We start from the raw sequence: 20477 nt of genomic DNA on the forward strand, positions 1-20477 counted from the left end.
GCATGGCATTCCGGCGTAAGTGGACTCACATGTCCGAATCGGGTCCTTGGCGGCCCATGGTGATCACGGTAGAGTCTCGGCCCCGTAACCGATGACAACCAGTCATGGGGAACGCCCGTTAGTCTCGCCGGTGTACGTCGGGGAAGTTGGCGGTGAGCGACGAGCTCGCTGTCGGCTAGGCGGCAATTGGCTTGCGGGAGTCGGATACAGACACGAAGCACGAAGGTTGTGCGCACGCGGGGAAGTGAGAGGGGTTGTGCGAGGAACATGAACTCGCCCAACGTTTTTCGCGTCCTTTCCTCGCGGGTGCGACTTTGCGCCTTCGGGAGGTAACGACCCTGTGAACGGACGTGGCGAGCCCAGCCATGCCGGTTCCGCGAACCCGCGGAACGACGGCTACTGGGCCGATTCCTTCAACGCGGCGACTGACTGGTTCACCCCGGTCCAGCCGACCGAGCAGCACACCGCGGTAGGACTGCTCGACCGCCCGGACCAGCAGTGGTCCGACGAGCACCCGAGCTTCCCGCCGACGGGCTTCGAGATCACCCCGCAGGACGTCTACGACGTGCTCGGCCCGGACGCCGAGGACGTCCTCGCGACCGCCGAGATCGACGTCGACGAGGTCATCCGGCTGATCAACGCCGAGACGACCGTCCTGCCGCCGATGGACTTCCTCGAGGCTGCGCCCGAGGGCGAGGCGGGCGCTCTCCCGCCGCAGCAGGTCACCGAGGCCATGACCGCCTGGAAGCGCCGCTTCCTCAAGGGCGCCGTGGCCGGCGTGCTGCTGACCCTGACCGGCAGCGGTGGCGCCGCCGCCGCGATGGACAAGTCGGTCACCGTCGAGGTGGACGGCCAGGAGCGGACCGTCAACACCTACGACGACACCGTCGGCGAGGTCCTCGAGGAGCAGGGCATCCGCGTCGGTCCGCACGACGCGTTGAGCCCGTCCCCGCAGGCCGAGGTGGGCCATGGCGAGACCATCACGCTCGACCGCGGTCGGCTGCTCAAGCTCAACGTCGACGGTGAGGTCCGCGAGGAGTGGGTCCGCTCGGTGACCGTCGAGCAGGCCCTGCGCCAGCTCGGCGTCAACGCCGACGGCGCCGTCCTCAACGCCGACCGCACCATGCCGGTGCCCGAGCAGGGCATGGAGCTGTCGGTCCGCACCAAGAAGGACATCACCCTCATCGACGGGGGCAGCGGGGCCAAGCAGCTGACCACCACCGCCGCGAACATCGACGAGCTGGTCAAGGAGCAGAAGCTCCAGCTCGGCCCGGACGACAAGGTCACCCCCGGCAACGCTGCGAAGCTGGTCACCGGCGCCGAGGTGCGCATCGACCGCACGCAGAGCTCGGTGGTCAGCGTGACCGTGCCGGTGCCGCCGCCGGTCCGCGAGATCGTCGACAACACGATGTTCAAGGGCGAGGAGAAGGTCGAGTCGCCCGGCCGCTCCGGCGAGAAGATCCAGTTCACCCGGATCACCAAGGTCAACGGCGACGAGTCCGGCCGCGAGGTCGTCGACGAGAAGGTCACCAAGGCGCCGGTCGAGAAGGTCGTCCGCGTCGGTGGCAAGCCGGCGCCGAACAGCGCCGTCTGGGACAAGCTCGTCCAGTGCGAGGCGACCGGCAACTGGGCCATGAACAGCGGCAACGGCTACTACGGCGGGCTGCAGTTCGACAAGTCCACGTGGGACGCCTACGGCGGCGACCAGTACGCCCCGTACCCGCACCAGGCCACCCGCGAGCAGCAGATCGCGGTCGCCGAGAAGGTGCGCGACGCCCGCGGCGGCAGCTACGGCGCTTGGCCGTCCTGCTCGTCCAAGCTCGGCCTCGACTGATCCCCCACCGCACCGCTCCTCGCGGGGCGGTGCGGGTAGGACACCCTCAGCGGCTCTCCGGCACGACCGGAGAGCCGCTGAGTCTTCGTGCGCCGAGCGTCCTTCGGCGCTCGGCTGACGAGTGCGCGCCGGTTCCTCGCCGGTTGACCTGGTGAGTTCGTCGTCCTCGAGCGCGGGTAGGTTCGTCCGCGTGGATGAGCAGGGGGCTGCGCTGCTGGGACCGGCCGACGTGCGTCGGCTGGCCGACGAGCTGGGCATCAAACCGACCAAGAAGCTCGGGCAGAACTTCGTGCACGACCCGAACACGGTCCGCCGGATCGTGTCGGCCGCGAACCTCGAGGCCGATGACGTCGTGCTCGAGGTCGGTCCGGGCCTGGGGTCGCTGACGCTCGCGCTGCTGCCCGTCGCCGGGGCCGTCACCGCGGTGGAGATCGACCCGGTGCTGGCGGAGCGGCTGCCGCGGACCGCGCAGGAGTTCGCGCCGCAGCTGGCCGACCGGTTGAGCGTGCTGTCCGCCGATGCGCTGCGGGTGCGGGCCGAGGACTTCGCGAAGCCGCCGACCGCCTTGGTGGCCAACCTGCCCTACAACGTCGCCGTGCCCGTCGTGCTGCACCTGCTCGCGGAGTTGCCGAGCCTGCGGCACGGCCTGGTCATGGTGCAGTCCGAGGTCGCCGACCGGATGGCCGCCGAACCGGGAAGCCGGGTCTACGGCGTGCCGAGCGCGAAGGCGGCGTGGTTCGCCGACGTGCGCCGCGCGGGTCCGGTGCCGCGCAAGGTGTTCTGGCCGGTGCCCAACGTGGACTCCGGGCTGGTCGCCTTCGAGCGCGTCGCCCCGCCGTCGGACGCACCCCGGGAGGACGTCTTCCGGGTCGTGGACGCGGCCTTCGCGCAGCGGCGGAAGACGCTGCGGGGCGCGTTGTCCGGTTGGGCCGGATCCGCGGCGCGGGCGGAGGAGTTGCTGCGCGTGGCCGGAGTGGACCCGACGACGCGCGGGGAGCAGTTGCGCATCACCGACTTCGCCCGGATCGCGGAGGCCGCGTCATCCGGGTCGACCAGCTGAACCACCCGTCCGGAGCTTGCGAACACGCACCGCGACATCACTGTGAGTGAGCGAAACGCCACGGCCTGAGGAAAGATTCCCGCTCCACCGGGTATGTGATCTGTCAAACGATTTCGGTCGGTGACCGCTATCAGCTTGCGCCAAGACGCGTCGATGGGGTCTACTATTCGGGAAATCCATCCCGAGCGGCCGAGAGACCTGGCTTGTTGACGCCGCAGCAACCACCCGTCGCGGGCAGGTGCTAACGCCAGGACCGATGGAGTAGCTGTGGATTCCAACGCGCGGTTAGCGAACCTGCCTGCCACCGGCGACGCCCGGTACGAGGTGCTCCACATCAGGGAGCTGCTCACGCAGCGGCGGGTCATCGACCACGGACGGCGCACCACCTGCGCCTGTCGTCGCGAGATGTGACCCGGCATTCCCCTTCTTCCTTTCGCCTAGAAGTTCCCCATGGCTGCTGCCCGCGCGCGGGCCGGCCGTCGCGAGCTGATGTGGAGCAGATCGTGATCTCTGTAGAGAACCTGACCAAGTCCTTCCAGCACAACGGGAGTGCCGTCCGCGCCCTCGACGGCGTGTCGATGGAGGTCCACGCCGGTTCGGTGTGCGGTGTGGTCGGCCCGAGCGGAGCGGGGAAGTCGACGCTGGCCCGGTGCATCGCGCTGCTGGAGAAGCCCGACGCCGGTGCGATCCGGGTGGACGGCACCGACCTGGTGTCGCTGGACGGCAAGGCGTTGCGCGCCGCGCGCCGGCAGATCGGCGTGGTCCCGCAGGGCGATTCGCTGTTGCGGCAGCGCACCGCCGCGGGCAACGTGGCGCTGCCGCTCGAGGCCGCCGGCATCGGTGGCCCGCAGCGCCGCAACCGCGTGGGTGAGCTGCTCGACCTGGTGGGGCTGACCGACAAGGCGTCGGCCTACCCGGACCAGCTCTCCGGTGGTCAGCGCCAGCGGATCGCGGTCGCCCGCGCCCTGGCGGCCAAGCCCTCGGTGCTGCTGGCCGACGAGCCGACCTCCGCGCTGGACCCGGCCACCACCGACTCGGTGCTGACGGTCCTGGACCGCGCGCGGGCCGAACTCGGCGTCACCGTCCTCGTGGTCACCCACGACATGGCGGTGGTGCGCAAGATCGCCGACGACGTCGCGGTGCTCGAGGACGGCCAGGTCGTCGAGCACGGCAAGGTCCTGGACCTCGTCGCCGAACCCGGCAGCAAGATCAGCGGCACCTTGCTGCCCGAAACGGACCAGGCCGACCAGCTCCGGCCGACCTCGGGACGCCACGACGTGGTCGCCGAGGTCGTCCTGGTCGGCTTCGCCGCCGTGGGAGCGCTGCTCCCCGAGGCCTCCAACCGGTTCGCCGTCGACCTGGCGATCCTGGGCGGTGGCCTGACCCGCCTCGGCGACACCCCGGTCGCCAAGTTCAAGATCGGCCTCACCGGTGAGCGTTCCGAGGCGGCGCTGAAGTGGATGATCGAGCGGGACGCGCACGTCCGGCGCGCCCCGGTGAGCGTTGACGGAGTTGCTGCTGCGTGACTGATGTGACCCCCTGGTCGGAGGTCGGCGAACTGCTGGGCGAGGCAACGCTCGAAACGCTTTACATGGTGCTGGTGGCGACCGTGCTGGCCGTGGTCGGCGGGTTGCCGCTGGGTGTGCTGCTGCACCTGACCTCACCGGTCGGGCTGAACCCCAAGCCGGTGCTGAACAAGGTGCTCGGCGTGGTTGTGGACGTGGTGCGCTCGGTGCCCTTCGTGGTGCTGCTGGTGGTGCTGGCGTCGTTCACCAGGCTGCTGATCGGCACCTCGATCGGCAGCAGCGCGGTGATCGTGCCGCTCACCATCGGCGCGGTCCCCTTCTTCGCGCGGCTGACGCAGAACGCGTTGCGCGAAGTCGGGTTCACCGTCGTCGAAGCCGCGATCACGACCGGGTCGAGCAGGCTGCGGATCGTGTGGACGGTGCTGCTCGGGGAGGCCCGGGCAGCGCTCGTCGGCGCTGTCGGCGTCACCGCCGTGGCGCTGATCGGCTACGCCGCGATGGCCGGCGCCATCGGCGGTGGCGGCCTGGGCACGACCGCGATCCAGGACGGCTACCAGGGCTACGACGACCGGATCCTCTACGGATCGGTCGTGGTGCTGGGCCTGCTTGCCTTCCTGATCCAGTTGATCACCGATCGCACCGCGAAGCTCGTCGATCGCCGGCGCACCGCCGTCGGCTGACCTCCCCTCCGTTCCGGAGGACCTCCCCCCACGCGCACGTCCCACGAGGACGGTGCGCGACCGCTGCCTGCCCGGAACCCGGGCTTGCTACGAAAGGACGCACGACATGCGCCTGCGCTTCGCCGCTCTGGTCGCCTCGGCCGGAGTGCTGCTGGCCGCCTGCGGTGGTGGTTCCGCCGCCGAAGACCCCAACGCGCCGTTGACGATCGGGGTCAGCCCGACCCCGCACGGTGAGATCCTCGAGTTCGTCGACGAGAACCTGGCCGAGCAGGCCGGCATCGACATCGAGATCGAGAAGTTCGACGACTACAACCGGCCCAACGAGGCCGTCGCCAACGGCGAGCTGGACGCGAACTACTTCCAGCACGTGCCGTACCTGGAGGAGTACCGGAAGGAGCGCGGCGGCGAGTTCGCCTGGGTCGAGCCGGTGCACCTGGAGCCGCTCGCCGTCTACTCCAAGCAGGCGAAGTCGCTGGAGGAGCTGCCGGCCGGAGCCACCGTGACCCTGTCCAACGACCCGGCGAACCAGTTCCGCGGCCTGAAGCTGCTGGAGCAGGGCGGGCTGGTCAAGCTCAAGCCGGAGGCGGCCGTGGGCACGCGGCTGGACGCGGCCATCGCCGAGAACCCGAAGAACCTCCAGCTGAAGGACCTGTCCCCGGACCAGTTGCCGCGCTCGATCGACGACGCGGCCGCCGCGGTGGTCAACGGCAACTACGCGATCAAGGCGAAGCTGTCGGACCCGCTGCTGGTGGAGAGCCCGCAGAGCAACCCCTACGCCAACGGCCTGGTTACCAGCCCGTCCCTGGCGAAGGACCCGCGGGTGCTCAAGCTGGCCGAGCTGCTGCGCAGCCCGCAGGTCACCGACTTCATCAACCAGAAGTGGGGCGGGGTCGCGGTCGTCCCCGCTTCCTGACCGGCTCCCCACAGGGCGAGGACCGCGGTTCCACCACCCCGGATCTGCGGTTCTCGCCCGCGTCGCCGGGACGGGGCGCACCCCGCGGACGGCTGTGCGCAGGGAAGTGGGCCACCAGGTTCGTCGGCCACGTAGGCTCTTGGTGTGCTCTCCGTGGTTCCTACACCGATCACCGTCCGAGTCCCGGCGAAGGTGAACCTCCACCTCTCGGTGGGTGACGCTCGTCCGGACGGCTACCACGAGCTGGTCACCGTCTTCCAGGCCCTGTCGCTGACCGACGACGTCACCGTGCTGGCGTCCGACGAGCCGGGCCTCGAGGTCAAGGGCGAGGGTGCGGACTCCGTCCCCACCGGCCCGGAGAACCTCGCCTGGAAGGCCGTGCGGCTGCTGGCCGAGCACTCCGGCCGCGACCCTGAGGACCCGGGCCTGCGGATCTCGATCAACAAGGGCATCCCGGTCGCCGGTGGCATGGCCGGCGGCAGTGCTGACGCGGCCGCCACGCTGCAGGCCGTCAACCAGCTGTGGCGGCTGGAGCTGGGCCGCGACGAGCTCGGCGACCTGGCAGGCAAGCTCGGCAGCGACGTCCCGTTCTCGCTGCAGGGCGGCACCGCGCTGGGCACCGGACGCGGGGAGCGGCTCGTCCCGGTGCTGGCCCGGCACACCTTCCACTGGGTCATCGCGCTGGACAAGGAGGGGCTGAGCACCCCCGGCGTCTACGGCGAGCTGGACCGGCTCCGCGCGGAGAACGGCAACGGCCGGATCGGTGAGGTGGAACCCCTGCTGGAGGCCCTGGCCTCCGGTGATCCCCGGCAGCTCGCGCTGCTGCTGGGCAACGACCTGCAATCGGCGGCGGTGTCGCTGCGCCCGGGCCTGCGCCGCACGCTGCGCGCGGGCGTCCAGGCAGGCGCGCTGGCCGGCATCGTCTCGGGCTCCGGTCCGACCTGCGCCTTCCTCTGCACCGACGCCGACGAAGCCGTCCGGGTCGCTGCGGAGCTCTCCGGTGCGGGCGTCTGCCGCACCGTCCGCGTCGCGCACGGTCCTGTACCGGGGGCGAAGGTCGTCTCCGAGGAGCCGGCCGACCGTCCGACCCCGCCCCAAGTCCACGCCTGACGGAGTAGTCGAACCCTCGATGGTCAACCTGGTCAACCTGGAAACGGTCAGCAAGTCCTACGGCGTGCGCCCCCTGCTCGACGGTGTGTCGCTGGGCGTGTCGGAAGGCGAGCGGATCGGCGTCGTCGGCCTCAACGGCGGCGGCAAGACCACGCTGCTGGAGGTCCTCGCCGGGAACGCCGAACCCGGCGCCGGCCGCGTCTCGCACTCCCGCGATCTGCGGATGGCCGTGGTCACCCAGCGCACCGAGCTGCCCGAGAAGGCCACCGTGCGCAACGCCGTCCTCGACCCGCACGGCTACACCGCCGAGCACGAGTGGGCCGCCGACCCGCGGGTGCGGTCCGTCCTCGGCGGTCTGGGCATGACCCGGCTCGGCCTCGACACCCCGGTCGAAGACTTCTCCGGCGGGGAGCGCCGCCGCGTGGCGCTGGCCGCCGCGCTGGTGCGCGACCTCGACCTGCTGGTGCTCGACGAGCCCACCAACCACCTCGACGTCGAAGGCGTGCGCTGGCTCGCCGACCACCTGCTGGAGCGCAAGTGCGCCCTGGTGATCGTCACGCACGACCGCTGGTTCCTCGACACCGTCTGCAACCGCACCTGGGAGGTCGTCGACGGCAAGGTCGAGCAGTACGAGGGTGGCTACGCGGACTGGGTCTACGCCCGCGCCGAGCGCGCTCGCATCGCCCAGGCCACCGAGGAGAAGCGGCAGAACCTGGCGCGCAAGGAGCTCGCCTGGCTGCAGCGCGGCGCCAAGGCCCGCACGTCCAAGCCGCGCTACCGGGTGGAGGCCGCCGAGGCGCTGATCTCCGACGTTCCCGAGCCGCGCGACTCCGTCGAGCTGCTGGCCTTCGCCAAGCGCCGACTGGGCAAGACCGTGCTGGAGCTGGAGGACGTCGACCTGGAGATCGGCGACCGCAAGCTGCTCGAGAACGTGACCTGGCGGATCGGTCCCGGCGACCGGATCGGTCTGGTCGGCGTCAACGGCTCCGGGAAGACGACGCTGCTCAAGCTGCTGGCGGGTGAGCGCGAGCCGGACGCGGGCAAGCGCGTCGAGGGCAAGACGGTGCGGATGGCGCACCTGACCCAGGAGCTGCACGACCTGCCGGGTCAGTGGCGGGTGCTGGAGGCGATCGAAGACGTCGCCAAGACCGTCACCCTCGGCAAGTACGAGCTGTCGGCCTCGCAGTTGGGGGAGCGGTTCGGCTTCGGCAAGGGCAGGCAGTGGACACCGGTCGGTGACCTCTCCGGCGGCGAGCGGCGCCGGCTGCAGCTGGCGCGGCTGCTGATGGCCGAGCCGAACGTGCTGATCCTCGACGAGCCGACGAACGACCTGGACATCGACACCCTGCAGCAGCTGGAAGACCTGCTCGACACCTGGCCGGGCACGATGATCGTGGTCTCGCACGACCGGTACCTGGTCGAGCGCGTCTGCGACAGCGTCCACGCCCTGTTCGGCGATGGCGGGATCACCCACCTGCCCGGCGGGATCGACGAGTACCTGTCGCGGCGGCACTCGCTGCTGGCCGCGGAGAGCAGCGTCGGCAAGCAGGCCACCGACGCCTCGGCGTCGCGCGGCATGTCCGGTGCCGAGGAGCACGCGGCCCGCAAGGAGCTCGCGCGCTACGAGCGGCAGCTCGACAAGCTCGCCAAGCGCGAGACGGACCTGCACGAGAAGCTCGCCGAAGCCGCCACGGAACCGGAACGGCTGGCCGAGCTCAACGCCGAACTGCAGTCCTTGCACCAGGAGAAGGACGACCTCGAAACCCGGTGGATGGAGCTGGCCGACCAGCTCGGGTAGGCCCGGACGAGCGGCGAGGCGTGCCTCGGCGCATCCCGGCTCGTAAGCTGCGCTCCATGAGTCGGTTCGTGGAGACCTTGGTGGCGTCGGCTCGGCGGAATTCCGGGGAGGGCGCTCGCGGCCTCACCACCGGAGAACCGGAGGAGCCGCGGTTCCGGACGTGGGCGCAGGTGCACGAGGACGCGCTGCAGATGGCCGGCGGGCTCGGCGATCAGCTGCGGCCCGGTGCCGCCGTCGCGGTCCTCGCGGCCGACCCGGGCCTGATCGGCCCCGCCGTGCAGGCGGTCTGGCTCGGCGGTGGCAGCGTGACGATGCTGCACCAGCCGACACCGCGCACGGACCTGGACCACTGGGCCGAGGACACCCTCAAGGTGCTCAAGATGATCGGCGCGCGGCTGGTGCTGCTCGGCCCGCCGTTCGAGCAGTTGGGCGGGGTGCTCGAGGAGAACGGCATCGCCTACCGGGACCTCGCGGGACTCGCCGTCAGCGACGCCGAACCGCTGCCCGGCCCGGTCGAGGTCGGCGAGGACGAGACCGCACTGCTGCAGCTGACCAGCGGGTCCACCGCGGAGCCGAAGGCGGTGCGGATCACCCACCGGAACCTGAACGCGAACCTGCAGGCCATGGTCACCGCGGCCGAGCTCGACCCCGAGCGCGACCTGGCGATGTCCTGGCTGCCGCTGTTCCACGACATGGGGATGGTCGGCTGCCTGACCGTGCCGATGGCCATCGGGATGTCCACGGTCAAGGTCACGCCGTCGGACTTCCTGGCCTCGCCGCTGCTGTGGCCGAAGCTGATCAGCAAGTACCGCGCCACGGTCACCGCGGCGCCGAACTTCGCCTACGCCGTGGTGGGCCGCCGTCTGGCGCGCGCCGACGAGGACTTCGACCTGTCGAGCCTGCGGTTCACGCTCAACGGTGCCGAGCCGATCGACCCGGCGGCGGCGCAGGCGTTCACCGACGCCGGGGCGCGCTTCGGCATGGACCCGAACTGCATGGTGTGCGCCTTCGGCATGGCCGAGGCGACGCTCGCGGTGTCGTTCGCGCCGCTGGGCAGGGGAGTGGAGACCGACTCGGTCGACGCCGAGGGTCTCGAACGCCGGCACGTCGCGGAACCGGTCGATCCCGACACGGCGCAGGCGCGTCGGTTCGCGCTGCTGGGACACCCGCTGCCGGGCCTGGAGGTCGACGTCGTCGACGACGAGGGCACGGTGCTCGCGGACCGGCAGGTCGGTCGGCTGCGCATCCGGGGCGAAGCCGTCACCCCCGGCTACCTCACGGTCGACGGTCCGCTGGAGGTGCAGGACGCCGACGGCTGGCTCGACACGGGTGACGAGGGGTACCTGACCGACGGGCAGGTGGTGATCTGCGGACGCCGCAAGGACGTGATCATCATGGGCGGCCGCAACATCTACCCGGTCGACATCGAGCGGGCGGCCTGCGAGGTGCAGGGCGTGCGGCCGGGCAACGCGGCCGCGGTGAGGCTGGAAGCGGGCAGTCGCCGTGAGCGCTTCGCGGTCGTGCTGGAGTCGAAGCTGGCCGGTTCGGAGGACGAGGAGAAGGCGCTGCGCAAGGCCGTCGTCTCTCGCATCGTCGACGCCGTGGGAGTCCGCCCTGCCGAAGTCGTCGTCCTCCCGCCGGGCACTCTCCCGAAGACCCCGTCGGGCAAGCTCCGGCGAGCTGCCACGGCCGACCTCGTCCCACCCCGCTAGAGCAGCGGCCGCAGCGGCCCGCCGGGGCGGTCGGACGGCGGCCGGGGCCGGGTGGCCCCTGGTCGCGAACGTGGCGCACCCGCCTGCTCCAGCCGCTTGGCTCCAGGCCTTGCTTCCAGGGCACGGCGTCGCAGGGCCGCCCCTCGAAGTTCGCGCGAGTTCGGCGCCCGAATTCCACGTCGAACTTCGCGCGAAGTTCGATCGGGGCCTCGGCCCGGGCTGCTGCAGGCCAACGGCTTCGTCGCCAGTACCCCTGCCGTCGCGTCGGTGTGCTCACCTGCGCCCGTGGTGCGGAGCGCCCTGCGGGCGGTGTTAGTGGAACTCGTTCTGGGCTGCTTCGAGGCCCTTGGTGACCAGCGTTTCGACCGCGTCGGCGCACTGGTCGATGAAGTACGCGAGCTCCTTGCGCTCGGTGCTGGAGAAGTCCTTGAGCACGTAGTCGGCGGGGTCCATCCGGCCGGGTGGGCGTCCCACGCCGAAGCGGACGCGCAGGTAGTCGCGGGTGCCCAGGGACTTGGAGATCGACCGCAGCCCGTTGTGGCCGTTCTCGCCACCACCCCGCTTGAGCCGGATCGTGCCGTAGGGCAGGTCCAGCTCGTCGTGGATGACGATGAGCGACTCGGGCGCGGTCTTGAAGAACTTGACCGCCCCGGCGACCGGGCCGCCGGAGAGGTTCATGAACGAACGCGGCTTGATCAGCACGGCACGGGCGCCGCCCAACCGTCCTTCGACGGCGTCGGCACCGGACTTGTGCGACTTGAACTTGCCGCCGATGCGCGCAGCGAGCTCGTCGGCGACGAGGAAACCGATGTTGTGCCGGTTCCCCTCGTATCGCGGGCCGGGGTTGCCGAGCCCGGCGATCACCGAAACCGCGTCCGCAGTGGTCACGGAAGTAAGTCTCCCTCAAGCGGAGGCACGCCCCGCGCCGCCCCGCAACGGGGGCGGCGCGGGTGCGCCCGACGTCGTCAGGCTCAGGCCTCTTCGGAGGCCTCTTCCTCGCCACCCTCTTCTTCCTCGGCAGCGGGCTCTTCCTCCATCTCGGCCGCGGCCTCGGAGATGTTGACGACCATGGTCTCCGGGTCGGACACCAGGCTGGTGCCCTTCGGCAGCTTCAGGTCGGAGACGTGCAGCTGGGTGCCGATCTCGGCGCCCTCGACCGACAACTCGATCTGCTCCGGGATGTGCAGGGCCTCGGCCTCGACCTCGACCTCGGTCAGCTCCTGGCTGACCAGGGCGCCGGAAGCGGCGTCACCGGTGACCACGACGGGGACGTTGACGGTGACCTTCTCGCCGCGCTTGACCAGCAGCAGGTCGACGTGCTCGATGTAGCCCTTGATCGGGTGGGAGGTGATGGTCTTGGTCAGCGCGAGCTCCTGGCCGGAACCCTCGACGTCCAGCGTCAGCACCGCGTTGTGCCCGTTCTCACGGACGGCGCGGGCGAACTCGACGCTGGGCAGCGACAGGTGCTGCGGGTCGGAGCCGTGGCCGTAGAGGACCGCGGGGATCTTGCCGGCGCGGCGGGTGCGGCGGGCCGCTCCCTTGCCGAACTCGTTGCGCTGCTCGACTGCGATTCGTACCTCGGACACGGTGGTGCACTCCTTGATGACGTCGGGCGGAACGTGAGTTGTTCGGTGGCCTGCGGCGGTGGGGCGCGCTACTGGAGAGATCGACGGGAGCCGGTGGGAGAGCGGCACCAGGGAGTGCGCGACATCAGTGCGCCGGAGGAGCATGTCGACCGACCTTCACCGTGCCACCGCGCCGATCACGCCGGGCGAACGTCCCGACCTCGCCGAGGCAACCCGAACAGTCTAAACGGTGCGCGGATGGCGGTTTTCGCGCGGGTGGACCCACCTCGGCCGGTGACCCCGCTCACGAGCGCGAGGGACGGGAAATCCATGAACGTTCCCGGATGTTCAGCTGGGTGACGCAACAGCCCCGATCGCCCAGGAGTGACTCCATGACCGCGACCCAGTCCGAGCTCGCGCTCTCCGCCGACGCCCAGGACTTGCTGTTCCGCGAGGCCCGCACCGCCAACACCTTCAGCGACGAGCCGGTCACCGACGAACAGGTGCAGGCGATCTACGACCTGGTCAAGTGGGCGCCGACCTCGATGAACCAGCAGCCGTTGCGGGTCCTGCTGCTGCGTTCGCCCGAGGCCAAGGCGCGCCTGCTGCCGCACCTGATGGAGGGCAACCGGGCCAAGACCGAGCAGGCGCCGCTGGTCGCGGTCTTGGCGGCCGACACCGAGTTCCACGAGAACCTGCCGCGGGTCTTCCCGCACAAGCCCGAAGCGAAGGACATCTTCGCCGACCTCGGCTTCCGGGAGCAGAACGCGAAGCTGAACGCGACGCTGCAGGCCGGCTACTTCTTCCTCGGCGTCCGCGCGGCCGGTCTCGCGGTCGGCCCGATGACCGGCCTCGACGCCGCGGGGATCAACGCCGAGTTCTTCCCCGACGGCACGCACCAGACCCTGGTCGTCGCCAACATCGGCAAGCCGGGCGAGAACGCCTGGTCGGAGCGCCTCCCCCGGCTCGACTTCGACGAAGTGGTGACGACGCTCTGACGTGCTCGTCCACCGTGGCGATGACGGAACCTGACACGCCGCCTGGACCCCGCGCCCCCACACGACCACTCGGACGGGGGAGGGGGGCGACATGTTGCCCCCCACCCCCGAACGGATGAAGCGACGAGGGCGTGCTGGGACACGACGAAGGCCCCGGTCCGCTGGACCGGGGCCTTCGTCTTCTGATCTGCGATCGGCACTGGCCGATGCCCACCCGCTCCGCTGAGCAGCGCGAGTCCGGGAGCGATGAGATCAGGCGCGGCCGTCGAAGAGGCTGGTGACCGAGCCGTCCTCGAAGACCTGGTGGATCGCTTCCGCGACGAGCGGGGCGATCGACAGGACCGTGAGGTTCTCGAACCGGCGCTCCTCCGGGATCGGGAGCGTGTTGGTCAGCACGACCTCCTTGGCGCCGCAGCTCGACAGCCGTTCCACGGCCGGGCCGGAGAGCACGGCGTGGGTGGAGGCGATGATGACGTCGCTGGCACCGGCCGCGAGCAGCTGCTCGGTGGCCTTGGTGATGGTGCCGCCGGTGTCGATCATGTCGTCGACCAGCACGCACAGCCGGCCCTCGACGTCACCGACCACGCGGTTGGCGACGACCTGGTTCGGCTTGCTGGGGTCGCGGGTCTTGTGGATGAACGCCAGCGGCGTGCCACCCAGGTCGTCGGCCCACTTCTCGGCGACGCGAACGCGACCGGAGTCCGGGGAGACGACGGTGATGTTCTGGTCGGAGTAGGTCTCGCTGATGTAGCTGGCGAGCAGCTTCTGCGCCATCAGGTGGTCGACCGGGCCGTCGAAGAAGCCCTGGATCTGGTCGGTGTGCAGGTCCACGACCATGATCCGGTCCGCGCCGGCGGTCTTGAACAGGTCCGCCATCAGGCGGGCCGAGATCGGCTCGCGACCCTTGTGCTTCTTGTCCTGACGGGCGTAGCCGTAGAACGGGATGACCACGGTGATGCGCTTGGCGCTGGCGCGCTTGAGCGCGTCCACCATGATCAGCTGCTCCATGATCGCGTCATTGAGCGGAGTGCAGTGCGACTGGATCACGAACGCGTCGCAGCCACGCACGGACTCGTCGTAGCGCACGAAGATCTCGCCGTTGGCGAACTGGTACGCGGCCTGGGGCGTGACCGTCACGTCGAGCTGCTTGGCCACCTCCTCGGCAAGTTCCGGGTGGCTGCGGCCGGAGAAGAGCTTGAGGCTCTTCTTCGGGGTCGCAGACATGGCACTCACGGTCATCGTCCCTCCCCGTTCGACGTCTCTGCGTCATCGGTCGGTTCATTGCCCTTGGCCCGCTGTGCGGCCTGGTCGGCGGCGGTGCCCGGGCGGCGCTTGGCCACCCAGCCGTCGATGTTGCGTTGCCTCCCGCGGGCGACTGCCATCGCGCCCGGGGGGACATCCTGGGTGATCACCGAACCGGCGGCGGTGTAGGCACCGTCGCCGATCTCCACCGGTGCGACGAACATGTTGTCGGCACCGGTCCGGGAGTGTGATCCGATCTTGGTGTGGTGCTTGTTCACACCGTCGTAGTTGACGAAGACGGTCGCGGCGCCGATGTTCGACTGCTCCCCGATCGTCGCGTCACCCACGTAGCTCAGGTGCGGCACCTTGGTGCCGTTGCCGATGGTGGCGTTCTTGGTCTCGACGAAGGTGCCGATCTTGCCCTTCGTGCCCAGCGAGGTGCCGGGCCGCAGGAAGGCGAAGGGACCGACGCTGGCGTTCGGGCCGACCTCCGCGCCCTCGCCGTGCGTGCGCACCACCGAGGCGCCGGGGTGGACCGTGCAGCCCGTCAGGGTGGTGTCCGGCCCGACCGTCGCGCCCTCGCCGACGGTGGTGCCGGCGCGCAGCTGCACGCCCGGCTCCAGCGTCACGTCGCGGGCCAGGGTCACGTCGCAGTCCAGCCAGACCGAGGACGGGTCGAGGACGGTGACGCCCTCGCGCATCCAGTGCGTGACCAGCCGGCGGTTGAGCTCGGCGCCGAGCCGGGACAGCTGCACCCGGTCGTTGACGCCCTCGACCAACCACGGGTCGGAGCAGATCAGCGTGCCGACGTCACGCCCGTCGCCGCGGGCGATGGACAGCACGTCGGTCAGGTAGAGCTCGCCCTGGGCGTTGTCGGTGGACAGGCGCTTGAGCGCGCCGGTGAGGACCTCGGCGTCGAAGGCGTAGACACCCGAGTTGATCTCGGTGATCGCCGCCTGCTCCGGCGTGGCGTCCTTCTGCTCGACGATGCCGGTGACCCGGCCGTCGGCGTCGCGGGTGATCCGCCCGTACCCGGTCGGGTCGTCGACGACCGAGGTGAGCACGGTGACGGCGTTGCCCGACTCCGTGTGCTCGGCCAGCATCGCGCGCAGCGTGTCGGCGTCGAGCAGCGGCACGTCGCCGTAGCTGACCAGCACCGTTCCGGTGAGCCCGTCGGGCAGCTCGGAGAGCCCGCAGGACACGGCGTGGCCGGTGCCCAGCTGCTCTTCCTGGAGCGCGGTGGTGATCGGTCGGCCGAGCGCCTCGGAGACCGAGCTCAGGTGCTCCGCGACCTCGTCGCGGCCGTGTCCGAGGACGACGACGAGCTGGTCCGGATCGGCTCCGGCGGCGGCGCGGACGGCGTGTTCCACGAGGGGGCGCCCGGCGAGCCGGTGCAGCACCTTCGGTGTCGCCGATCGCATCCTGGTGCCCTCCCCGGCCGCCAGCACGACCGTGCTGACCGGTCCCGGGTGCGCTGCAGCGCGCTGAGAGGAGGGCTGGGCGTTGTCGCCCTGGAGCATCAGCGCTCTCCCTTGATCTCTAGAAAGACGGCCTGCCGAGGGTCCGTGGCCTCGGCGCCGACCGACGTGCCTGTGTGCGTCCAAGCGGGTGAAGGGTAACCGGCCCGGCCGCCCCCTACCTCCGGTGCCCCTGCCCTTCGAGCGGCAGCTGCGATGGTACCGCCGTTCGGTCGGGCGGCGGCGGAGGAAACCCGCCCCTAGCTGGGGGAACGTGATCATGCGTCGGTTCGTGGGCAGGTCCGCTCAGCGCGCGTCCGGCGGGATCCACACAGCTTGATCGATCTCGGAGCGCTGCTCGACCGGGGGAGTCTCAGCGGTGTCGCCGACTCCGGAGAGTGCTGCGACGCGGTTCCCACCGTTGCGCTTCGCCTGGTACATCGCCGCGTCCGCGCGGGCGAGGACCTGCGCCGCCGACTCCTGCGGCCGCATCGCGACGACGCCGATCGACAGCGTCACCCCGCGCGAGACCTCCGGCGGCAGGTGGTCGACGGCCTCGACCGTCCGGTTCAGCGCCTGCTCGGCCGCGCTCAGCGTCGCGCCCGGCAGCAGCACCACGAACTCGTCACCGCCGTAGCGCGCCACGAAGTCGTCGGTGCGCAGCGTGTCGCGCAGGTTGCGGGCCACGGTGCGCAGCACGTCGTCGCCCTCGGCGTGCGAACAGCGGTCGTTGACGCCCTTGAAGCCGTCCAGGTCGACCAGCGCGACCGCCAGGGGCTGCACCTCGGGGGAGCCGAGCAGGGTCTCCAGCCGGTCGTCGAGCGCGCGCCGGTTGGACAGCCCGGTCAGCGGGTCCTCGCGGGCCTGGCGGGTGATGGCGTCGTGCTTGTGGCTCAGCCGGGAGTTCTCCAGGCGGGTGGCGAGGGTCGACACGCGCGCCTCGCGCATCGCCCACAGCTCGGTCTCCAGCTCCAGCGCGTAGTCGCGCAGCGCGTCCCGGGGGCGGTCCGGCGCGAGTTCGGTGATGAGCGCGAACTCGCGGGCCAGCGAGATCCGCAGGGTCGGCTCGGAGGTGTCGTGGCTGAGGCTGGTCAAGGTCTCCGAGAGCACCCGCACCGCATCGTCGAGGTGGTCCCCGCGCACCAGGCAGCGGGACAGCGCGATGGCCATGATGATCTGCTCGCGCGGGTGCATCGAGCGGTCGAGGTGGCGCATCTCCTCGAGACGCGTGATGTGCTCGGCCGACGGCGAGGCCAGCGCGTGCGCGGCACCCAGCACCGGCATCTGCTCGGCGGCGGTCCGGTTCGACACGCGCGGGAACAGCGACTCCCGCCACGGCCCTTCCACGGCCACGGCCAGCGCGGAGGCGGTGGAGAACTGGCTGGCGGCCTCGTCCTGCAGGCCGACGCGCTCCAGCCGCAGGCCCCAGCCCAGCTGCATCCGGCAGCGGTTGATCATGTGCACGGCGATCTCGTGCGGTCCGCCGCTCTCGCGGATCCGCTGGTGGGCGCGGGCCATCACCTCGTCGGCCATCTCGTAGACGCCGAGTTGGGTGAGCACCAGGCCGATGTCGATCAGCGACGTGGCCAGCAGGCGTTCCCAGGAGCGGCGGCCGAGCGTGCGGTCGGGGGCCAGCTCCTCGTCGAGCATCGCCAGGCCGTGGGCGACCTCGGTGAGCGCGTTGTCCTCGGCGCCGACCAGCAGCGCGCGCCGGCCGCGCAGCGCGTGCGCGTCGGCCTGCAGCACTTCGAGGCCGTGGCGCTTGGTGTGGCTGAGCAGCTCGTCCAGCAGTTCGTCGGCGCTGGCCAGCAGCTCGGAGGTGGTCAGCCGCATGGCGGCGCAGTGGCGCAGGAGCTGGGCGACGATGCGCGGTTCACCCCGGCGCTGGGCCTCGGCCAGCAGGTTGTCGGCCTCGCGGATCGTGTTGGTCTGGCCGGCCGGGTCGCTGTGCTGGCCGACCGCGTTCAGTTCGCGGGCACGACCGACCAACCACGCGTCGGACACCTCGCCCAGCGTGGTCACCGGATCTTCGCGCACGGCGGCAGTGTGGTCGCGCAGCGGCGCACACCCCCTGTTCACCTTGGCCCCCGGGTGGCCCGGGCGGTGCGCGTCGCCGCGTACCGCATCGGGCCCGGGAGGGCTGCTCGCTCCGCCGCCAGGATTCGAACCTGGACCATCGGAACCAAAATCCGAGGTGCTGCCTTTACACCACGGCGGATCGGGCGCGTCGGGCCCCCGGAACCGGGCGTTGCGCGCCGGCGCCGCAGGGTGAGCTTACCGGGCGGTGACAACGGCCGGTCGCACCCGGCCGAGATCGTCGCGCTGCCGGCCGTGCCGGCGCGGCCGGGTCCCTGCGCGGGACGAGGGCGGCAGGGCGGAGCGAGGGGTTGCCGCCGTTGAGGTCGCGGGGCCGCTGGAAGCCGGGGGCTGAGGCTCGGGATCCCGCACGGCTGGTTCTGGGCAGGCACACCGGGGAGACGGAGATCAACTGGCTCCGGTTGCACGGTGACCTGCCAACGATCGGGTGAACGCAGAAATCACGACACGCCCGGAAAGCGGCGACACGCCGCTTTTTTCCGGTGAGGGGTGACGATTTCGCATCGAACAACTTACGCTAGCGTAGGTTACGGTCCCGTAGGGTGGAGGTGTTGCGAGGCCGTGACATCGGTCTTCGGACCGACGTTTTCCCACCTCCTCAAGCATTCGAGGTATCGAGCATGACTGCAGCAACCGAGTCGGTGACCCCGCCTCAACCCAGTCGTGAGTCCGGACCCAAGCCGCTGACCGAGGGGCAGCGCCCGATGATCGGGCACCTGTCGGTGTACGTGTTCGTCCTGGTCCCCTTCGCGGCACTACTGCTGGCGGTTCCCGCCGCCTGGGGCTGGGGTTTGGGCTGGGTCGACATCGGCTTGGCCGCTGTCTTCTACGTCTTCTCCGGACTGGGCGTGACCGTCGGGTTCCACCGCTACTTCACGCACGGATCGTTCAAGGCCAACCGCGGCGTCAAGATCGCGCTCGCCATCGCCGGGATGATGGCGGTGCAGGGGCCGGTGATCACCTGGGTCGCCGACCACCGCAGGCACCACGCCTACTCCGACCGCGACGGCGACCCGCACTCCCCGTGGCGCTTCGGATCCTCGCCCGCCGCCCTCGCCAAGGGCTTCTGGTACTCCCACATGGGCTGGCTGTTCGAGCGCGACCTCACCAACCACGACCGCTTCGCACCGGACCTGCGCAAGGACGCGGAACTGGTGCGCATCGACAAGCTGTTCCCGCTGTGGACCGCGCTGAGCCTGGTGCTGCCGGGCATCCTCGGCGGCCTCATCACCTGGTCGGTGTGGGGCGGTGTGACCGCCTTCTTCTGGGCGGGTCTGGTCCGCGTCTCGCTGCTGCACCACGTGACCTGGTCGGTGAACTCGATCTGCCACATGATCGGCGAGCGCCCGTTCAAGAGCCGGGACAAGGCGGCCAACTTCTGGCCGCTGGCGATCCTGTCCTTCGGTGAGTCCTGGCACAACTCGCACCACGCCGACCCGACCTGCGCGCGGCACGGCGTGCTGCGCGGCCAGCTGGACATCTCGGCGCGGACGATCTGGTTCTTCGAGAAGCTGGGCTGGGCCTGGAAGGTCCGCTGGCCCAACGAGAAGCGCCTGGCGCGCATCGCGGTCACCGACTACAAGGCCTGACCGCTTCGCACGCAGGTGCCCGTGCGGTGATCACCGCACGGGCACCTCGTTCGTTCCGGGCCTGCGCCTCCGGTGCTGGTCCTTCACCTAGGGTGGGTCGAGTGGCAGGACGGAGACGCGGGCGGAACGCGCCCGAACCGGTGGCGCCGACGCGGGCTCCGGCTCGGACGCCGCGCGCCCGGATGACGGGCAAGGAACGACGGCAGCAACTGCTCGACGTGGCTCGCGCGCTGTTCGCCGAGAAGGGCTTCGACGGCACCTCCATCGAGGAGATCGCCCACCGCGCCGGGGTCTCCAAGCCGGTGGTCTACGAGCACTTCGGCGGCAAGGAAGGCGTGTACGCGGTCGTGGTCGACCGCGAGATGCGCGACCTGCTCGACCTGATCGTCTCCGCCCTGGACGCCGGGCACCCCAAGGTGCTGCTGGAACAAGCCGCGCACGCGCTGGTCGACTACATCGACGAGAACACCGACGGCTTCCGCGTGCTGGTGCGGGACTCGCCGGTGGCCAGCAGCAGCGGCACCTTCTCGAGCCTGCTCAACGACATCGCCAGCCAGGTCGAGCACATCCTCGGGCTGCAGTTCACCGCTCGCGGCTACGACGCGAAGCTCGCGCCGCTGTACAGCCAAGCCCTGGTGGGCATGGTCGCGCTGACCGGGCAGTGGTGGCTGGAGGCGCGCAAGCCCAAGAAGGAAGAGGTCGCCGCGCACCTGGTCAACCTCGCCTGGAACGGCTTGTCCGGGCTGGAGCACAAGCCCAAGCCGATGACCCGGTGACCTGCTGCCCAGCAACGGGGTGGCGTGTCGCTGTCGTGGGTGAGTCGTAGTCTGGAGTTCCCACCGCTGAGTGGTAGCCGCCTCCGGCCCGTGATCCTGGGCAGAGGTGTGTCCGCATTC

The 20477-nt window shown here is 70.5% G+C and carries 17 protein-coding genes, 1 tRNA gene and 1 riboswitch; of the genes, 12 read left to right on the forward strand and 6 right to left on the reverse strand.

Features of this window, described 5'->3' with window-relative positions:
- Nucleotides 1–340 precede the first annotated feature (340 nt).
- The 9 genes from EIL87_RS15580 to EIL87_RS15615 all read left to right on the forward strand — a co-directional run bounded on the left by EIL87_RS15580 (nt 341) and on the right by EIL87_RS15615 (nt 10633).
- Complete coding sequence (locus tag EIL87_RS15580; RefSeq protein ID WP_125091274.1) at nt 341–1834, forward strand: resuscitation-promoting factor; 1494 nt, start codon at nt 341–343, stop codon at nt 1832–1834.
- Between the two features lie 190 nt (nt 1835–2024).
- Nucleotides 2025–2894 carry a 16S rRNA (adenine(1518)-N(6)/adenine(1519)-N(6))-dimethyltransferase RsmA gene (gene rsmA, locus EIL87_RS15585; RefSeq protein ID WP_233576277.1) on the forward strand — a complete coding sequence of 290 codons (870 nt, stop codon included), beginning with the start codon at nt 2025–2027 and terminating at the stop codon, nt 2892–2894.
- Nucleotides 2895–3067: 173 nt separating this feature from the next.
- Nucleotides 3068–3157: riboswitch (SAM riboswitch) on the forward strand.
- A 4-nt stretch (nt 3158–3161) separates the two neighbouring features.
- A complete protein-coding gene (locus EIL87_RS26850; protein WP_158628651.1) occupies nt 3162–3305 on the forward strand; it encodes a hypothetical protein in 144 nt (47 codons plus the stop codon).
- A gap of 92 nt (nt 3306–3397) precedes the next feature.
- Nucleotides 3398–4420 carry a methionine ABC transporter ATP-binding protein gene (locus EIL87_RS15590; RefSeq protein ID WP_125091275.1) on the forward strand — a complete coding sequence of 341 codons (1023 nt, stop codon included), beginning with the start codon at nt 3398–3400 and terminating at the stop codon, nt 4418–4420.
- Nucleotides 4417–5100 carry a methionine ABC transporter permease gene (locus tag EIL87_RS15595; protein ID WP_233576278.1) on the forward strand — a complete coding sequence of 228 codons (684 nt, stop codon included), beginning with the start codon at nt 4417–4419 and terminating at the stop codon, nt 5098–5100. Before EIL87_RS15590 ends, EIL87_RS15595 begins: the two co-directional genes overlap by 4 nt.
- A gap of 106 nt (nt 5101–5206) precedes the next feature.
- The gene (locus EIL87_RS15600) at nt 5207–6013 is read left to right on the forward strand and encodes a MetQ/NlpA family ABC transporter substrate-binding protein (protein WP_125091276.1); all 807 of its coding nucleotides are present in this window, start codon (nt 5207–5209) and stop codon (nt 6011–6013) included.
- A 153-nt stretch (nt 6014–6166) separates the two neighbouring features.
- The gene (locus EIL87_RS15605) at nt 6167–7123 is read left to right on the forward strand and encodes a 4-(cytidine 5'-diphospho)-2-C-methyl-D-erythritol kinase (protein ID WP_199740456.1); all 957 of its coding nucleotides are present in this window, start codon (nt 6167–6169) and stop codon (nt 7121–7123) included.
- Nucleotides 7124–7142: 19 nt separating this feature from the next.
- Nucleotides 7143–8921, forward strand: a complete 1779-nt coding sequence (locus EIL87_RS15610; RefSeq protein WP_125091278.1) for an ABC-F family ATP-binding cassette domain-containing protein — start codon at nt 7143–7145, stop codon at nt 8919–8921.
- A 56-nt stretch (nt 8922–8977) separates the two neighbouring features.
- Nucleotides 8978–10633, forward strand: a complete 1656-nt coding sequence (locus EIL87_RS15615) for a fatty acyl-AMP ligase (protein WP_125091279.1) — start codon at nt 8978–8980, stop codon at nt 10631–10633.
- Between the two features lie 312 nt (nt 10634–10945).
- On the opposite strand, the gene pth is transcribed toward EIL87_RS15615, so the two are convergent.
- Together pth and EIL87_RS15625 are read right to left on the reverse strand one after the other, a co-directional pair.
- On the reverse strand, nt 10946–11521 hold the full coding sequence (pth, locus tag EIL87_RS15620; RefSeq protein ID WP_125091280.1) for an aminoacyl-tRNA hydrolase: 576 nt from the start codon (nt 11519–11521) through the stop codon (nt 10946–10948).
- 83 nt (nt 11522–11604) lie between these two features.
- Nucleotides 11605–12219, reverse strand: a complete 615-nt coding sequence (locus EIL87_RS15625) for a 50S ribosomal protein L25/general stress protein Ctc (protein WP_125091281.1) — start codon at nt 12217–12219, stop codon at nt 11605–11607.
- A 371-nt stretch (nt 12220–12590) separates the two neighbouring features.
- On the opposite strand from EIL87_RS15625, the gene EIL87_RS15630 reads away from it, so the two are divergent.
- Nucleotides 12591–13196: a malonic semialdehyde reductase gene (locus tag EIL87_RS15630; RefSeq protein WP_125091282.1), complete on the forward strand. Its 606-nt coding sequence runs from the start codon at nt 12591–12593 to the stop codon at nt 13194–13196.
- A gap of 252 nt (nt 13197–13448) precedes the next feature.
- Here EIL87_RS15630 and EIL87_RS15635 read toward each other — a convergent pair whose 3' ends face one another.
- From EIL87_RS15635 to EIL87_RS15650, 4 genes are all read right to left on the reverse strand, one after another.
- Nucleotides 13449–14420 carry a ribose-phosphate diphosphokinase gene (locus EIL87_RS15635; RefSeq protein ID WP_233576279.1) on the reverse strand — a complete coding sequence of 324 codons (972 nt, stop codon included), beginning with the start codon at nt 14418–14420 and terminating at the stop codon, nt 13449–13451.
- Nucleotides 14421–14431: 11 nt separating this feature from the next.
- Nucleotides 14432–15958 carry a bifunctional UDP-N-acetylglucosamine diphosphorylase/glucosamine-1-phosphate N-acetyltransferase GlmU gene (gene glmU / locus EIL87_RS15640; protein ID WP_125091284.1) on the reverse strand — a complete coding sequence of 509 codons (1527 nt, stop codon included), beginning with the start codon at nt 15956–15958 and terminating at the stop codon, nt 14432–14434.
- Between the two features lie 243 nt (nt 15959–16201).
- Nucleotides 16202–17932: a GGDEF domain-containing protein gene (locus EIL87_RS15645; RefSeq protein ID WP_125091285.1), complete on the reverse strand. Its 1731-nt coding sequence runs from the start codon at nt 17930–17932 to the stop codon at nt 16202–16204.
- Between the two features lie 110 nt (nt 17933–18042).
- Nucleotides 18043–18113 (reverse strand) — tRNA-Gln (locus EIL87_RS15650).
- A gap of 499 nt (nt 18114–18612) precedes the next feature.
- Between EIL87_RS15650 and EIL87_RS15655 the strand changes: the two genes are divergently transcribed.
- Together EIL87_RS15655 and EIL87_RS15660 are read left to right on the forward strand one after the other, a co-directional pair.
- Nucleotides 18613–19581 carry an acyl-CoA desaturase gene (locus EIL87_RS15655; protein ID WP_125091286.1) on the forward strand — a complete coding sequence of 323 codons (969 nt, stop codon included), beginning with the start codon at nt 18613–18615 and terminating at the stop codon, nt 19579–19581.
- A 182-nt stretch (nt 19582–19763) separates the two neighbouring features.
- A complete protein-coding gene (locus EIL87_RS15660; protein ID WP_125091575.1) occupies nt 19764–20357 on the forward strand; it encodes a TetR/AcrR family transcriptional regulator in 594 nt (197 codons plus the stop codon).
- The last annotated feature ends 120 nt before the right edge of the window (nt 20358–20477 follow it).

Origin of the sequence: Saccharopolyspora rhizosphaerae, assembly GCF_003931915.1 — a bacterium.
Taxonomy (GTDB): Bacteria; Actinomycetota; Actinomycetes; order Mycobacteriales; family Pseudonocardiaceae; genus Saccharopolyspora; species Saccharopolyspora rhizosphaerae.

Bases quoted from the DNA above. Each gene is read 5' to 3' on its own strand.
- EIL87_RS15600 (WP_125091276.1), top strand. From the start codon at position 5,207: ATGCGCCTGCGCTTCGCCGCTCTGGTCGCCTCGGCCGGAGTGCTGCTG.
- EIL87_RS15635 (WP_233576279.1), bottom strand. From the start codon at position 14,420: ATGTCTGCGACCCCGAAGAAGAGCCTCAAGCTCTTCTCCGGCCGCAGC.
- EIL87_RS15630 (WP_125091282.1), top strand. From the start codon at position 12,591: ATGACCGCGACCCAGTCCGAGCTCGCGCTCTCCGCCGACGCCCAGGAC.
- glmU (WP_125091284.1), bottom strand. From the start codon at position 15,958: ATGCTCCAGGGCGACAACGCCCAGCCCTCCTCTCAGCGCGCTGCAGCG.
- EIL87_RS15615 (WP_125091279.1), top strand. From the start codon at position 8,978: ATGAGTCGGTTCGTGGAGACCTTGGTGGCGTCGGCTCGGCGGAATTCC.
- EIL87_RS15660 (WP_125091575.1), top strand. From the start codon at position 19,764: ATGACGGGCAAGGAACGACGGCAGCAACTGCTCGACGTGGCTCGCGCG.
- EIL87_RS15655 (WP_125091286.1), top strand. From the start codon at position 18,613: ATGACTGCAGCAACCGAGTCGGTGACCCCGCCTCAACCCAGTCGTGAG.
- EIL87_RS15610 (WP_125091278.1), top strand. From the start codon at position 7,143: ATGGTCAACCTGGTCAACCTGGAAACGGTCAGCAAGTCCTACGGCGTG.